Consider the following 15,206-nt stretch of genomic DNA (forward strand, 5'->3'; position numbering starts at 1 on the left):
TTCCTTATGGCGCCAGCCCTTTCTATCCGCAATCTCACCAAAACCTATGCATCGGGGTTCACGGCGCTGAAAGGCGTCGATCTCGATGTCAATCACGGCGAAATATTCGCGCTGCTCGGCCCCAACGGCGCGGGCAAGACGACGCTGATCGGCATCGTGTGCGGTGTCGTCAACGCAAGCGGCGGCGAGGTCAAGGTTCACGGCCACGACATCATTGAGGACTTTCGTGCGACACGATCCATCATCGGGCTCGTGCCGCAGGAGGTATCGCTCGACGCGTTCGAGACAGTGTGGGCGACGGTTTCGTTCAGTCGCGGGCTGTTCGGCAAGGGGCGCGATCCTGCTCATATCGAAAAGGTGCTGCGCGCGCTGTCGCTCTGGGACAAGAAGGACGAGAAGGTGCTTGGCCTGTCCGGCGGCATGAAACGGCGCGTGATGATCGCGAAGGCGCTGGCGCACGATCCGAAGCTTCTTTTCCTCGACGAGCCGACAGCGGGCGTCGACGTGGAACTGCGGCGCGACATGTGGGCGATGGTGCGCGATTTGCGCGCGACCGGCGTGACCATCATCCTGACAACGCATTATATCGAGGAAGCCGAGGAGATGGCCGACCGCGTCGGTGTGATCTCCCGGGAGAAATTATTCTCGTCGAAGAAAAAGCCTCGCTGATGAGGCGTTTCGGCAAGAAGCGGCTGGAACTCGAACTCGTTGACCCTGTCGCAGCGTTGCCACCGCGATTGGAAGGTCGGGGGCTTGAACTTGTCGAGGACGGGCGCAGGCTCGTCTATTCTTACGACACCCATGGCGAGCGAACGGGCATCACGACGCTTCTGGCGGACCTTGCCGGCGAAGGCATCCGCTTTCGCGACCTCGAAACGCGGCAAAGCTCGCTCGAGGACATTTTCGTCGATCTGGTGAGGGACCGGGCATGAACTTTCACGCCATCAAGGCCATCTATATTTTCGAGATGGCGCGCACCTTCCGCACCATCATGCAGAGCATCATCTCGCCCGTCGTTTCGACGTCGCTTTATTTCGTGGTTTTCGGTGCGGCGATCGGCTCGCGCATCGAGACCATCGACGGCGTTTCCTACGGTGCGTTCATCGTGCCGGGCCTGATCATGATGTCGTTGCTGACCCTGTCGATCTCGAACGCGTCCTTCGGCATCTATTTCCCGAAATTCACCGGCACGATCTACGAACTTCTGTCTGCACCGATTTCCTATGTCGAGATCGTGCTCGCCTATGTCGGCGCGGCGGCGACCAAGTCGATCATGATCGGGCTGGTGATTCTCGCTACGGCCGCTTTCTTCGTTGATCTCGAGATCCAGCACCCGTTCGTGATGATCCTGTTTCTGGTGCTGACATCCGTCAGCTTCTCGCTGTTCGGCTTCATCATCGGCATCTGGGCGGACGGGTTCGAGAAGCTGCAGATCATTCCGCTGCTCATCGTCATGCCGCTCGCGTTTTTAGGTGGCACGTTTTATTCGCTCGATATGCTGCCGCCGCTCTGGCAAACGATCTCGCTTGCCAACCCGGTCGTCTATCTGGTCTCGGGTTTCCGCTGGAGCTTCATCGGCACGTCGGACGTCAATGTGTGGGTGAGCCTCGGCATGACGCTCGCCTTCCTCGCCGTCTGTCTCGCGATCACCGCCTGGATATTCAAGACGGGATACAAGCTGAAGACCTGAGGGCCGTCCGTCTTGCTTGCGCGGCGAACGTGATTTGAGTATTCAACCGGCGCTGCCGGTCGATGGCGGCACGAATTGCATTTTTCTGGTTCGGGACATTCCGTAAATGGCGCGCATCGTGATGAAGTTCGGCGGAACCTCCGTCGCCGACATCGACCGCATTCGCAACGTCGCGCGCCACGTCAAACGTGAGGTCGATGCCGGCCACGAAGTCGCTGTCGTCGTCTCGGCCATGGCGGGCAAGACGAACGAACTCGTCGGCTGGTGCCGCGAAGCTTCACCCATGCACGACGCGCGCGAATACGACGCCATCGTCGCTTCTGGCGAGCAGGTCACCGCCGGGCTGCTCGCCATCGTGCTTCAGGCAATGGGCGTTCATGCCCGGTCCTGGCAGGGCTGGCAGATTCCGATCCAGACCGACAACGCACACGGCGCGGCGCGCATCAAGGACATTGACGGCTCCTTCCTGATCAAGCGGTTCGGCGAAGGTCAGGTCGCCGTCATCGCCGGGTTTCAGGGGCTTGCGCCGGACAACCGGATCGCCACGCTCGGACGCGGCGGCTCGGACACCAGCGCCGTCGCCATCGCCGCTGCCGTCAAGGCCGATCGCTGCGACATCTATACGGATGTCGACGGCGTCTATACGACCGACCCGCGCATCGAGCCTAAGGCGAAGCGCCTTGCCCGCATCTCCTTCGAGGAAATGCTGGAAATGGCGTCGCTTGGAGCCAAGGTTTTGCAGGTGCGTTCGGTCGAACTCGCCATGGTGCATAAGGTGCGCACCTTCGTGCGCTCGTCCTTCGAAGACCCGGACGCCCCCGGTATGGGCGATTTCGACAACCCGCCCGGCACGCTCATTTGCGACGAGGATGAAATCGTGGAACAGCAAGTCGTAACAGGCATCGCCTACGCCAAGGACGAAGCGCAGATTTCGTTGAGGCGCGTCGCCGACCGCCCGGGCGTCGCTGGCGGCATTTTCGGTCCGCTCGCCGAGGCCGGTATCAATGTCGACATGATCGTCCAGAACATTTCCGAGGACGGATCGCGTACCGACATGACGTTCACGGTGCCGTCTGCCGATGTCGGCAAGGCGATCGCCGTGCTCGACAAGAACCGCGAGGCGATCGGCTTCGACGTGATCCAGCACGATGACGGCATGGCGAAAGTGTCGGTGATCGGCATCGGCATGCGCAGCCATGCAGGCGTCGCGGCAATCGCCTTCAAGGCGCTGGCCGAGCGCTCGATCAACATCCGCGCCATCACCACATCGGAAATCAAGATTTCGATCCTGATCGATGCGGCCTACACGGAATTGGCTGTCAGGACTTTGCATTCCGTCTACGGTCTCGATAAGCAGTAGACAGGGGAACAACCGACACGCGAGTTGGTTGTCGGGTCTGCCACTGGGTGGGCTTCGAAGTGCCGTTGGAGAAAACGGTCGATGCGTGACATGGCGGCGGGACCGCGGGTATTGCTGAGACGGCTGCGCGAGCTTATGGCGGAAGCGCTTGAGCCGCAGGAGCGGCTTGACCGCATCGTGCGCGAAATCGCTTCCAACATGGTCGCCGAAGTCTGCTCGCTCTACGTGCTGCGCGCCGATTCGATTCTCGAACTTTACGCTACCGAAGGTCTGAATCCCGGCTCGGTCCACACGGCGCAACTCAAGCTCGGCCAGGGCCTCGTCGGCACGATCGCGGCGAGCGCGCGCGCGCTCAATCTTTCCGACGCACAGACCCATCCGGCCTTCGCCTACCTTCCGGAAACGGGCGAAGAGATTTACAATTCCTTCCTCGGCGTGCCGGTCTTGCGCGCCGGTCGCACGCTCGGCGTTCTGGTCGTCCAGAACCGGACGATGCGCCAGTATCGCGAGGACGAGGCCGAGGCGCTCGAAACGATCGCGATGGTGATCGCCGAGATGATCGCGAGCGGCGATCTGGCGCGCTTGACGCGGCCCGGCCTCGAACTCGATCTGTCGCGCCCGGTTTCCTTCGCCGGCCTGCCGCTCAATGACGGCGTCGGTCTTGGCCATGTCGTGCTGCACGAGCCGCGCATCGTCGTCACCAATCTGTTCAACGAGGATTCGGACGCGGAACTCGAACGTTTGAATGATGCGCTCGGATCGCTGCGCCTGTCTATCGACGACATGCTTTCGCGCCGTGAAGTTGCGTTCGAGGGCGAACATCGCGAGGTTCTGGAAGCCTACCGCATGTTCGCCAACGATCGCGGCTGGGTGCGCCGGCTCGACGAGGCCGTGCGCAACGGTCTGACGGCCGAAGCGGCGGTGGAAAAGGTGCAGTCGGACATGCGCGCGCGCATGATGCACATGACCGATCCTTATCTGCGCGAGCGGATGAGCGATTTCGACGATCTCGCCAACCGCCTCCTGCGCCAGCTTCTCGGCCGCGGACCGGAGGCGATGGCGACGTTGATGCCGCGCGATGCGATTATCGTTGCGCGCTCGATGGGCGCGGCCGAGCTTCTCGACTATCCGCGCGACAAATTGCGCGGCCTCGTTCTCGAAGAAGGCGCAGTGACCAGCCACGTCGTTATCGTGGCGCGCGCCATGGGTATTGCCGTTACCGGGCAGATGAAGGGCGTCGTCTCCATGTCGGAGAATGGCGATGCGATCATCATCGACGGCGATGAGGGTCGCGTGCATCTTCGCCCGCAATCCGATGTCGAATCCGCCTACGCCGAAAAGGTCAAGTTTCGCGCCCGCAGGCAGGAACTCTACCGGGAGATGCGCGACAAGCCGTCCGTTACCAGGGATGGCGTGGCGATCGATCTGATGATGAATGCGGGGCTTGCAGTCGATCTGCCGCAACTCGTCGAGTCCGGCGCGGTCGGTATCGGCCTTTTTCGCACCGAGCTTCAATTCATGGTTGCGGCGACTTTCCCACGCGCCGAAGCGCAGGAGCGGCTTTATCGCGATGTGCTGGAGGCGGCGAACCGGAAGCCGGTCACTTTCCGCACCATCGACATCGGCGGCGACAAGGTCCTCCCCTATTTCAAGGGTGCAGCTCAGGAAGAAAATCCCGCTCTTGGCTGGCGCGCGATCCGCCTGACGCTCGACCGGCCGGCGCTTTTGCGCACGCAGGTACGCGCGCTCCTGAAGGCGGCGGGCGGGCGCGAACTGCGCCTGATGCTGCCGATGGTGACGGAGCTTTCGGAGATCGACGCCGCCCGCGCGATCATCGATCGCGAGGTGCGTCATCTGGCTCGCTTCGGTCACCATCTGCCGACAAGCTTCAAGCTCGGCGCGATGCTGGAGGTGCCATCGCTTCTTTGGCAACTCGACGAGTTGATGGCGCGCGTCGATTTCGTCTCTGTCGGATCGAACGATTTGTTCCAGTTCATCACTGCGTCCGACCGCGGCAACACGCTTCTCGCCAATCGCTTCACACCGCTGTCGGTGCCTTTCCTGCGGCTCTTGCGGCACGTGACGCGGTCGGGGCAGCGCCTCGACACACCGGTAACCTTATGCGGCGAGATGGCCGGCAAGCCGCTGACGGCCATGGCCTTGCTGGGCGTCGGTTTCAAGTCGATCTCCATGTCGCCGGCGGCGATCGGACCGGTCAAGACGATGCTGCGCGATCTTCCGCTCGGCGAACTTTGCCGCGTTCTCGACGAAGCTCTCGACTCGACGGCGGATCACGCCGATATACGTGCGCTGCTGACCGGCTTTGCGAGCGAGCACGCCGTTTCTCTCTAGGACCTTCATCGAATGATTGAATTGCCGCGCGACCGGATGGATCAGGTCATCAAGCGTTTCGAGATGCTCGAAGCGCAGATGGCTGCCGGACCGGAGGCCGACGCCTATGTGAAGCTTGCGTCGGAATATTCCGAGTTGCAGGAGATCGTGGGCAAAGTGCGCGAACTGCTGACGACCGAGGCTGAACTCGCGGACCTGGAGGCCATGCTCAACGATCGAGCGATCGACAAGGACATGCGCGAGCTTGCCGAGGCCGAGCAGCCGGAGGTCGAAGAGCGGGTCGAGGCGTTGCGGCAGGAAATCCAGATCCTGATGCTGCCGAAGGATTCGGCCGACGAGAAAAGCGCGATCCTCGAAATTCGCGCCGGCACCGGAGGCGACGAGGCAGCGCTTTTCGCGGGCGATCTGTTTCGCATGTATGAACGCTACGCGGCCGAGCAGGGTTGGCGCGTGGAGGTCGTTTCGGCGAGCGAAGGCGAGGTCGGCGGCTACAAGGAAATCATCGCGACGGTTTCCGGGCGAGGCGTCTTCGCCAAGCTGAAATTCGAATCGGGCGTTCACCGCGTCCAGCGTGTTCCCGAAACGGAGGGTGGCGGGCGCATCCATACCTCTGCCGCTACGGTTGCCGTGCTGCCCGAAGCCGAAGATGTCGATATCGAGATCAGGAACGAGGATATCCGCATCGATACGATGCGTGCCTCGGGTGCGGGCGGACAGCATGTCAACACGACCGATTCGGCGGTGCGCGTCACGCATATCCCGACCGGCATCATGGTCGTTTCGGCGGAAAAATCGCAGCACCAGAACCGCGCAAAGGCGATGCAGATCCTGCGCGCGCGGCTCTACGACATCGAGCGGACACGCCTAGCCGACGAGCGCTCCGAATCGCGGCGCAGCCAGGTCGGCTCGGGCGACCGCTCGGAGCGCATCCGCACCTATAATTTCCCGCAGGGACGGCTGACCGATCACCGTATCAACCTGACGCTCTACAAGCTCGACAGGGTCATGCAGGGCGAGCTCGACGAGGTAGTCGACGCGCTGATTTCCGACCATCAGTCGAAGCTTCTGGCCGACATGGGAGCCGATGGCTGAGACCATTGCCCTTGCTGAAGCGATACGCCGCGCGCGCGAAAAGCTGGAGGCGGCAGGTCTCGACAGTGCCGCGCTCGATGCGCGGCTGATCGTCGAGCATGTGACGGGTACGACGCGGCTCGACCTGATCGCGCGGCCGGACATGCAAATCCCCGAAGCGCATGGCGACGAGATCGAGGCGATGCTTGCACGCCGTATTGCGCGTGAACCCGTTCATCGCATTCTCGGCGAGCGTGAATTTTACGGGCTGCGGATGACGCTTTCCGCGCAGACTCTGGAGCCTAGACCCGACACCGAAACGCTTGTGGAGGCTGTTCTGCCTTTTGCGCGCGAACGTGCGGGTGCCGGTCGGTGCCGCGTTCTGGATCTAGGCACCGGAACGGGCGCGATCCTGATCGCTCTTTTAGCGCATGTGCCCGAGGCGACGGGACTTGCGGCCGATATTTCCGGAGATGCCCTTGAAACGGCGGCACGCAATGCCGATTTGAACGGGGTAGCCGCTCGTTTCGAAACCGTTCAATCCGACTGGTTTTCTTCCATATCGGGCAGGTTCGACCTGATCGTCTCAAATCCGCCCTATATTGCGTCGAGTGATGTCGAAACGCTCGCCGCCGAGGTTCGGATTTACGACCCGCAAAGGGCGCTCGACGGCGGCGATGACGGGCTGGATTGCTATCGTGCCATAGCGCGAAAAGCCGCAGACCATCTGACCAGAGCCGGGCGCGTTGCCGTAGAGATCGGATACGACCAGAAGGATGTCGTATCGGACCTTTTTGGCAGGCACGGCTTCATTTGCCGCGAGGCGCGTCAAGATTTGGGAAAAAACGATCGAGTTCTGATCTTTGAACCAGATGGCGAGCTGTGAAACGCCCGCAAAAAGGACTTGGCAACACCAATCAATCCCGCTAGGCTTCAAATACCGGATGTAACGAAGCAGGCAGTGCTCTTATCGATTCGGTATCCCGAGACACAAACTGCCTCCATGCGTTGATGACGCCTTTGCTTCGTGCGGGGATGTCCGGTGCGAGACGCGAAACCGAAGCGGGAAAACACTGGCGATGGCGCTGAATGCGACTGTTCGCCGTAGCGATATTGCGGAACGGGTCCGGCCTGGGCGCCGCATGGATATTCCTTTCACCAAGGCGATAAAGAGAAACTGATGAGGCCACAGCAGAACAGGCGCATGCGCGGACGCGGTAACAACAATAATAATAACAATAACAACAACAATAATAACAATAACCGCAAAGGCCCCAATCCCCTGACCCGCAGCTATGAAAGCAACGGTCCGGACGTCAAGATTCGCGGCACGGCTCAGCAGATCGCGGACAAATATACGACGCTTGCGCGCGATGCGCAGAGCTCCGGCGACCGCGTCATCGCGGAGAACTATCTCCAGCATGCCGAGCACTATAATCGCATCATCGCGACCGCACTTGCCCAGCAGGCAGCCACGCAGCAACAGCAGCGCGAGGCTCGCGGCAATGATGACGACGAGGACTTCAGCGACGACAACGATAGCGGTTTCGACGGCAACCAGAGCCAGCGCGATCAGCAGTCGCGCGGTGACAACCAGCCGCGTGGCGAGCGCCAGAACCGCGACCAGCGCGAAAACGGCCGCGACAACGGCAATGCCCAGCGTGACAATCGCCGTGAGGATCGCAACCGTGACGAGGTGGATGCTCCGGCAGCCGCTCAGGGTTCCGGCCCGCAGCCGGTGATCGAAGGCGTTCCGGCGGAAGTCGCACTCGGCGAATCCGAAACGCCAAATGAGCCGCGCCGGGCACGCGCACCGCGCAGGCCGCGCGCGGCACAGGCCGACGAGACGCCTGCGTCCGCTTCGCCTGCCGAACTGGCCCAGCAGGTCCAGGATGCGGAAGGGGTCGAGGAGCCGGCTCAAAAGCCGCGCCGCACGCGCCGCCCCCGTCTCAAGGCGGCTGAAGCTCAGGAAGACGCGGCAAGCGAGCAGAAGTCCGACGATGTCGACGAGGCTGCTGCTTAATTTGGCGTTACAGGAAACAGCAAAAGGGCGGTGGTTATTCCACCGCCCTTTTTTGTTGTCTGGGGTGCGCCGCTTCACTTGAGGGGCGGCACGTAGCTTCCCATATCCGCTTCAACTGGACCTGCTGGTGAAACCGGGGGTCCGTCACCGCAATCTGAACCGGCGCTGCGCGACAGGCTGGGGATGGAATGGAGACACTAAAGACATGAACATAGAAAAGTATTCCGAGCGGGTTCGCGGGTTCATTCAATCCGCGCAGACCATGGCGCTGGCGAGCAATCATCAGCAGTTCACGCCCGAACAATTGCTCAAGGTTCTGGTCGATGACGAGGATGGCCTTGCGGCATCGCTGATTCAGCGCGCCGGCGGCAATGTGCGCGATGTCCAGCTTGGCGTTGACAACGCGCTTGCGGCGCTGCCCAAGGTCGAGGGTGGCAACGGCCAGCTTTATCTCGCGCAGCCTTTGGCGAAGGTTTTTTCCACCGCCGAGGAACTGGCCAAGAAGGCCGGCGACAGCTTCGTGACCGTCGAGCGGCTCTTGACCGCCATGGCGATGGAAAAGTCCGCCAAGACCGCCGAGATTCTCGCCAAGGCAGGCGTGACGCCGGTCGCGCTCAATCAGGTCATCAACGATATCCGCAAGGGGCGGACGGCGGATTCGGCGTCTGCCGAACAGACCTATGACGCGCTGAAGAAGTATGCGCGCGACCTGACCGCCGACGCGCGAGCGGGCAAGCTCGATCCGGTGATCGGCCGAGACGATGAAATCCGCCGCACGATTCAGGTTCTGTCCCGGCGCACCAAGAACAATCCGGTGCTGATCGGTGAACCCGGCGTGGGCAAGACCGCGATCGCGGAAGGGTTGGCGCTGCGCATCGTCAATGGCGACGTGCCCGAATCGCTGAAAGACAAGCAGTTGATGGCGCTCGACATGGGCGCGCTGATCGCCGGCGCGAAATATCGCGGCGAGTTCGAGGAGCGCTTGAAGTCGGTTCTGTCCGAAGTGCAGTCGGCGGCCGGCGGCATCATCCTCTTCATCGACGAAATGCACACGCTTGTCGGTGCCGGAAAGGCGGACGGCGCGATGGACGCGTCCAACCTCCTCAAGCCCGCGCTGGCGCGCGGCGAGCTTCATTGCGTTGGCGCAACGACGCTCGACGAATATCGCAAGCATGTCGAAAAGGACGCAGCCCTTGCCCGTCGCTTCCAGCCGGTCTTCGTCGAGGAGCCGACCGTCGAGGACACGATCTCGATCCTGCGCGGCCTGAAAGAGAAATACGAGCAGCACCACAAGGTGCGCATTTCAGATAGTGCTCTCGTTTCGGCGGCGACTTTGTCGAACCGCTACATCACCGACCGTTTCCTGCCGGACAAGGCGATCGACCTTGTCGACGAGGCGGCCTCCCGGCTTCGCATGCAGGTGGATTCCAAGCCCGAGGCTCTCGACGAACTCGACCGTCGCATCATGCAGCTCAAGATCGAGCGCGAGGCGCTCAAGGTCGAGCGTGACGATGCGTCGAAGGATCGGCTCGACCGGCTCGAAAAGGAACTTGCCGGGCTCGAGGAAAAGTCCGATGCGCTGACGGCAAAATGGCAAGCCGAAAAGCAGAAGCTCGGCCTTGCTGCCGACCTCAAGGGCGAACTCGACGAGGCGCGCAATGAACTTGCCATCGCACAGCGCAAAGGCGAGTTCCAGCGTGCCGGTGAGCTTGCCTATGGCCGCATTCCCGAACTGGAAAAGAAGCTGAAGGACGCCGAGGCGCAGGAAGACGGCGTGGGCTCGATGGTCGAGGAGACCGTTTCGCCCGACCATGTCGCGCAGGTCGTCTCTCGCTGGACGGGAATTCCGGTCGACAGGATGCTCGAAGGCCAGCGCGAGAAGCTGCTTCGCATGGAAGACGAACTTGCCAAGCGCGTCGTCGGGCAGGGCGAGGCGGTTCAGGCGGTGTCGAAGGCGGTGCGGCGTGCTCGCGCCGGCCTTCAGGACCCGAACCGTCCGATAGGCTCGTTCATGTTTCTCGGCCCGACCGGCGTCGGCAAGACCGAACTGACCAAGGCGCTCGCAAGCTTTCTCTTCGATGACGAAGGCGCGATGGTGCGCATCGACATGTCGGAATATATGGAGAAGCACTCCGTCTCGCGGCTGATCGGCGCGCCTCCCGGCTATGTCGGCTACGACGAAGGCGGTGCGCTGACCGAAGCGGTGCGGAGGCGGCCCTATCAGGTCATTTTGTTCGACGAGATCGAAAAGGCGCACCCGGATGTCTTCAACGTTCTGTTGCAGGTGCTCGATGACGGGCGGCTGACGGACGGGCAGGGGCGCACGGTCGATTTCCGCAACACGTTGATCATCATGACGTCGAATCTCGGCTCCGAATATCTGGTCGCGCTCGGCGAGGACCAGGATGCGGATGCTGCGCGTGACGATGTGATGGCGGTCGTCCGGTCGGCGTTCCGGCCCGAGTTTCTGAACCGTGTCGATGAGGTGATCCTGTTCCATCGCCTGCGCCGTCAGGACATGGACAAGATCGTCGCGATCCAGCTCAAGCGCCTCGAAGCGCTTTTGACCGATCGCAAGATCATCCTGAAGCTCGACGACGAAGCGATCGACTGGTTGGCAGCAAAGGGTTACGATCCGGCCTACGGCGCACGTCCGCTCAAGCGCGTGATGCAAAAAGAACTGCAGGACCCGCTGGCAGAGCGGATTTTGCTTGGCGAAATCCTCGATGGTTCGACGGTGAAAGTGACGTCGGGATCGGATCGGCTCAACTTCCGGGCGACCGGAGGCGAGGGCACGGCGGTCGAAGAGGCCGCCTGATCACCGAACAGACACCGCGCAAAAAGAAATGGCCGGCGTAACGCCGGCCATTTTCATGTCCCGTTCATCCTTCATGAACCATAGTCAATCACCTGTCGGCATGACCGGATCACGTTTGGTCGCTGCCTGCAACCCGATATGCTTCTGGCTTGTTAGGACAAAATGATCGCGCGACCGTTTTCTCTCACAATTCTTGCGATGCTCGTTTCGGCGGGGACCGCCTCGGCGGCGTTGCCCGACCGCGAGCGACCGCGCCCTTCCGCCAAGGAGCCGCAAGCGCTTCAACTCGCGCAGCGTGAGGTTGACGTTTATTACGACCAATACGGACGCGAGGTTCTGGTCGATCCCTATACGGGAGAGATCATTGCCGTTGTGGGCGAGCAGGGAGGCGCGGTTCAGCGTGAGCGCTATGTCGAGCCAGATCAGTGGGGCGGCGAATATGTCGAGCCGTACCGGGATAATTCTTATGAATACGATCCCTATGAAGACGACCGGCGACTGCGCCGCGAGCAGCGCATGCGCGAACTCGGCCGCTACCCCGGCGCGCGTTCCAATGGATTTCCGGACGTGCGCGAGGCCCCGCCGCAACGCGCTCCCCGCGAGGAGCCAAGTCTCGCGGCCCCGCAGCAGCCCGGCACGGGTGGCGTGACGCGCCAGCCGCTTGACGAGCCGTCGACCGCGAGCCTGGGTGAAAGCACGCCCGATGTTACGCAGCCTGGCTCGGTGATCGGGATTGATCCGCAAAATCAGCCGCCTTCCATCTCGACCCCGCGAGGCACAGTTGCCGGCGCCAGCGAGGACGTGGCCAAAATCCAGATCATCCTGTCTCGCATCGGCGCATCGCCCGGTGTGGTCGACGGGCGCATGGGCGACAACGTCAACAAGGCGATCGCTGCCTATCGCGATCTGCGAGGCGAGGCGCTTCGGACCTACGATACGCAATCGATCGACACGATCTTGCAGGAGACAGGAGGCGACGCCCTCATCGACTACGAAATCACGGCGGTCGACGCTGCCGGTCCGTTCATCGCGTCCGTTCCCGAGGACTACGGCGAGAAGGCGCAACTCGATCATCTTGGCTTCACGTCGGTCGCCGAAAAGCTCGCCGAAAAATTCCATATGGACGAGAACTATCTGCGCGCGCTCAATCCGGGCGTGAATTTCGACCGGCCGGGCACGCGCATCCGCGTCGCCAACGTGCCGCGCCCGAAGCGCGAGCAGGTCGCGCGGATCATTGCGGACAAGAGCGCCAAGCAGGTTCGCGCCTACGACGCGAACGGCAGGCTCGTCGTCGCGTATCCGGCGACCATCGGTTCTCAGGGAACGCCGTCGCCGACTGGCACGCACACGGTGGAGCGCGTCGCGCTCGACCCCGAATACACCTACAATCCGAAGATCAATTTCCAGCAGGGCAACAACGATCGCGTGCTACGCATTCCGCCCGGCCCGAACGGTCCCGTCGGTTCGGTCTGGATCGCGCTGTCGAAGCCGACCTACGGCATTCATGGAACGCCCGAACCGTCGAAGATCGGCAAGACCTATTCGAATGGCTGCATCCGCCTGACCAACTGGGATGCGCAGGAACTGGCGAAACTGGTCTCGAAAGGCGTGACCGTCGAATTTCGCGAGTGAGCCGGGACAACGTAGACGCTAAACTAAAAAAAGCGGCTTTCGAGCCGCTTTTTTTATTGGCAAATCAATTGCTGCTTTGCGCCATGCGAAGCGGGGGAACCGGATCGCCGTTGAGCAGCGCCATGATGCGCTGGCGCTCATACTGGAACGCTTCGAGTTCCGGGCCTTCCAGCGAGCGGTTCTGCGGTAGGCGAACGCGCATCGGATCGACTTTGGTGCCGTTGACGATCAGCTCATAGTGCAGGTGGTTGCCGGTCGAAAGCCCGGTTGAGCCGACATAGCCGATCACCTGTCCCTGCCGCACGCGTGCTCCAGCTTTCACCCCGTCGGCGATGGCGTGCTGGTGGCTGTAGGAGGAAACGTAACCGTTGGGATGTCGGATGACCGTGTGGCGGCCATAGCCACCTGACCAGCCGGCCTCTTCGACAACGCCGTTGCCGGCCGCAATGATCGGCGTTCCGCGAGGTGCCGCCCAATCGACGCCGGTGTGAGCGCGCGTATAGCCCAGAACCGGGTGACGTCGGCCGCCAAAACCTGACGTGAAACGGCCGTTGGGGACGGGGTTCCTCAAAAGGAACTGGCGGGCACTGCGTCCTTCCTCGTCGAAATAGTCGACCGAGCCGTCCTCATATTCGAAGCGATAGAAATTACGTGTCGTCGTACCGAACGTCGCGCCGACATAAAGAAGCTCCGAATCGCCGGTGGCGTTGTCGTCAGTGTCCGGATTGGAGAAGAAGAGTTCGATCCGGTCGGTCGGGCTCAGACGTGACTGGAAATCGACATCGGCGGCCAGCAGACGGATCAGCTGCCGCGTCATGTCCCTGTTGAGACCGTAAGAATAGGCGGCGCGATAGATGCCGTCATAGGCGGTGGGCAGCGATCCCGAGGATGCGACGACCGGGATCGATCCCTGCATCGCAATCGAAATCGCGGGGTTAGGCTCCGGCTCGTCGCCCGGCACGAACTGGCCGTTGTCGTCGATGGCGACCGTCGCCCAGTGCGCAGCTTCCCGGTAGAGGCTGGCGCGTATGATGTTTGCGCGGTCGCCGGCGATCTCAAGCCCGATCCGCAATACCGAGCCGGCGGGGACATCGTCCCGTTCGATCATTCTCGCCACCGCGCCGGCCATCGCGACGGACGGTTCGTCATCATAGCCGGCTTCGGCAAGAAGATCGGCGATCGGCTCCTCGCGCCGTGCGATGACCATGTCCTCGGCAAATTCCGACGTTTCGGCGACGACGCGCTCGCGCGGCGCGATCGATACGTTTTCGGGCACCACCCGGATTCCGTAATTGCCGAGCGAGGTTCCTGCCAGCCCGTCGCCGAAGCGTTGCGGATCGACATAATGAAGGGCGGCGACCTGGATGTCGCCGTCGGTCAGGATCGCGCCAGTGTTGCGTACGACGGTCTCGACTTCGTCGGCCGACAATTCGCTGCGCGTGTCGTAGGTTGCCGATCCAAGCGGGAAGGCCTCCATGCGCAGGCTGACTTCGCTCTCCACCCGCGCGCCGTAGATTTGGCCCATCGCCACGCTCGGCGCGGCGGGCGTCCCTTCCTCGGCGAACACGTCAAGCGGATCGAACGCCGGATAGTCCCGATCCGTCGAATGTCCCGCCGCCAATGCCATCTCGACATGAACGAACGGCACCGTTCGCACGATATCCATGTCGTCTTCGCGCAGCAGTGTGGAAATTTCCATGCGCCGGCGGTCGGATGTCGAGGCCAGAATACGCGAAGCGGCGACGCGCCCCGTCTTGGTCGCTTCACCCGCAGCGGCCCCGTTGGTGTCGCCACGCGGCGCGACTGCCGCGGATGAGCGCAATACGATATTGCCTGCATCCAGCGCGGCGAAGAGCGCGACGCCCATCAAGATGCTGGAGGTGATGCCGGTCAGAAACGTGCCGGAAAGCCAGCGCGCGGAAATCTCACGCCGATCCGGTGGGCCGCTGCGGCCGGCGCCATTAAGCGGCGGCTCGTCTCCCAGTTCGCGTGCGGCCAGATCGTGGTCGTTCATGCCATCTCTTTAAAAGGGAGGGCGCCGAAGGCGTCCGATTTCTGCTCGTGGGAGCGACAATTGCCTGCCGTCGTGCGCGAAGTCAACGAACCGGCCGCAGTTGTGATGTAGCGTCCAACAGCTTCGCGTGAGTGCAAGAGCAATCAGGCCATTATCAGGCACGCGCGCGTACACGAGAGACGTCCATACAAGCTTCCCTGTGGTCTTCCGTTTGGTGACGCAAAAAGTTCATAAAAGTTCGAAAGC

Annotated in this window: 9 protein-coding genes and 1 pseudogene; 9 read left to right on the forward strand and 1 reads right to left on the reverse strand. The window is 62.0% G+C overall.

Going from position 1 to position 15,206, the window contains the following annotated elements; translation table 11 throughout:
• The first annotated feature begins 6 nt into the window (after positions 1–6).
• From ACX82Z_RS21880 to ACX82Z_RS21920, 9 genes and pseudogenes are all read left to right on the forward strand, one after another.
• Positions 7–932: pseudogene (locus ACX82Z_RS21880) on the forward strand (ABC transporter ATP-binding protein).
• Positions 929–1,690 carry an ABC transporter permease gene (locus ACX82Z_RS21885; protein ID WP_459591188.1) on the forward strand — a complete coding sequence of 254 codons (762 nt, stop codon included), beginning with the start codon at positions 929–931 and terminating at the stop codon, positions 1,688–1,690. Before ACX82Z_RS21880 ends, ACX82Z_RS21885 begins: the two are co-directional and overlap by 4 nt.
• Positions 1,691–1,796: 106 nt before the next feature.
• Positions 1,797–3,050 carry an aspartate kinase gene (locus tag ACX82Z_RS21890; RefSeq protein WP_459591189.1) on the forward strand — a complete coding sequence of 418 codons (1,254 nt, stop codon included), beginning with the start codon at positions 1,797–1,799 and terminating at the stop codon, positions 3,048–3,050.
• An 81-nt stretch (positions 3,051–3,131) separates the two neighbouring features.
• Positions 3,132–5,402: a phosphoenolpyruvate--protein phosphotransferase gene (gene ptsP / locus ACX82Z_RS21895; protein WP_459591190.1), complete on the forward strand. Its 2,271-nt coding sequence runs from the start codon at positions 3,132–3,134 to the stop codon at positions 5,400–5,402.
• 12 nt (positions 5,403–5,414) lie between these two features.
• Positions 5,415–6,494: a peptide chain release factor 1 gene (gene prfA, locus ACX82Z_RS21900; RefSeq protein ID WP_459591191.1), complete on the forward strand. Its 1,080-nt coding sequence runs from the start codon at positions 5,415–5,417 to the stop codon at positions 6,492–6,494.
• Entirely contained in the window at positions 6,487–7,359 is an 873-nt protein-coding gene (gene prmC / locus ACX82Z_RS21905) for a peptide chain release factor N(5)-glutamine methyltransferase (protein ID WP_459591192.1), read from the forward strand. The genes prfA and prmC overlap by 8 nt, the downstream gene beginning before the upstream one ends.
• A gap of 294 nt (positions 7,360–7,653) precedes the next feature.
• Positions 7,654–8,496 (forward strand): DUF4167 domain-containing protein, encoded by an 843-nt coding sequence (locus ACX82Z_RS21910; RefSeq protein ID WP_459591193.1) that lies wholly within the window; start codon positions 7,654–7,656, stop codon positions 8,494–8,496.
• Positions 8,497–8,701: 205 nt separating this feature from the next.
• Complete coding sequence (clpB, locus tag ACX82Z_RS21915) at positions 8,702–11,314, forward strand: ATP-dependent chaperone ClpB (RefSeq protein WP_459591194.1); 2,613 nt, start codon at positions 8,702–8,704, stop codon at positions 11,312–11,314.
• Between the two features lie 162 nt (positions 11,315–11,476).
• Positions 11,477–12,946, forward strand: coding sequence for a L,D-transpeptidase family protein (locus ACX82Z_RS21920; RefSeq protein ID WP_459591195.1), 1,470 nt, complete (start codon positions 11,477–11,479; stop codon positions 12,944–12,946).
• A gap of 64 nt (positions 12,947–13,010) precedes the next feature.
• Here the strand turns inward: ACX82Z_RS21920 and ACX82Z_RS21925 are convergent, their stop codons facing one another.
• The gene (locus ACX82Z_RS21925; RefSeq protein ID WP_459591196.1) at positions 13,011–14,960 is read right to left on the reverse strand and encodes a M23 family metallopeptidase; all 1,950 of its coding nucleotides are present in this window, start codon (positions 14,958–14,960) and stop codon (positions 13,011–13,013) included.
• Between the last annotated feature and the right edge of the window lie 246 nt (positions 14,961–15,206).

The sequence above is a fragment of the Aliihoeflea sp. PC F10.4 genome (assembly GCF_054612275.1).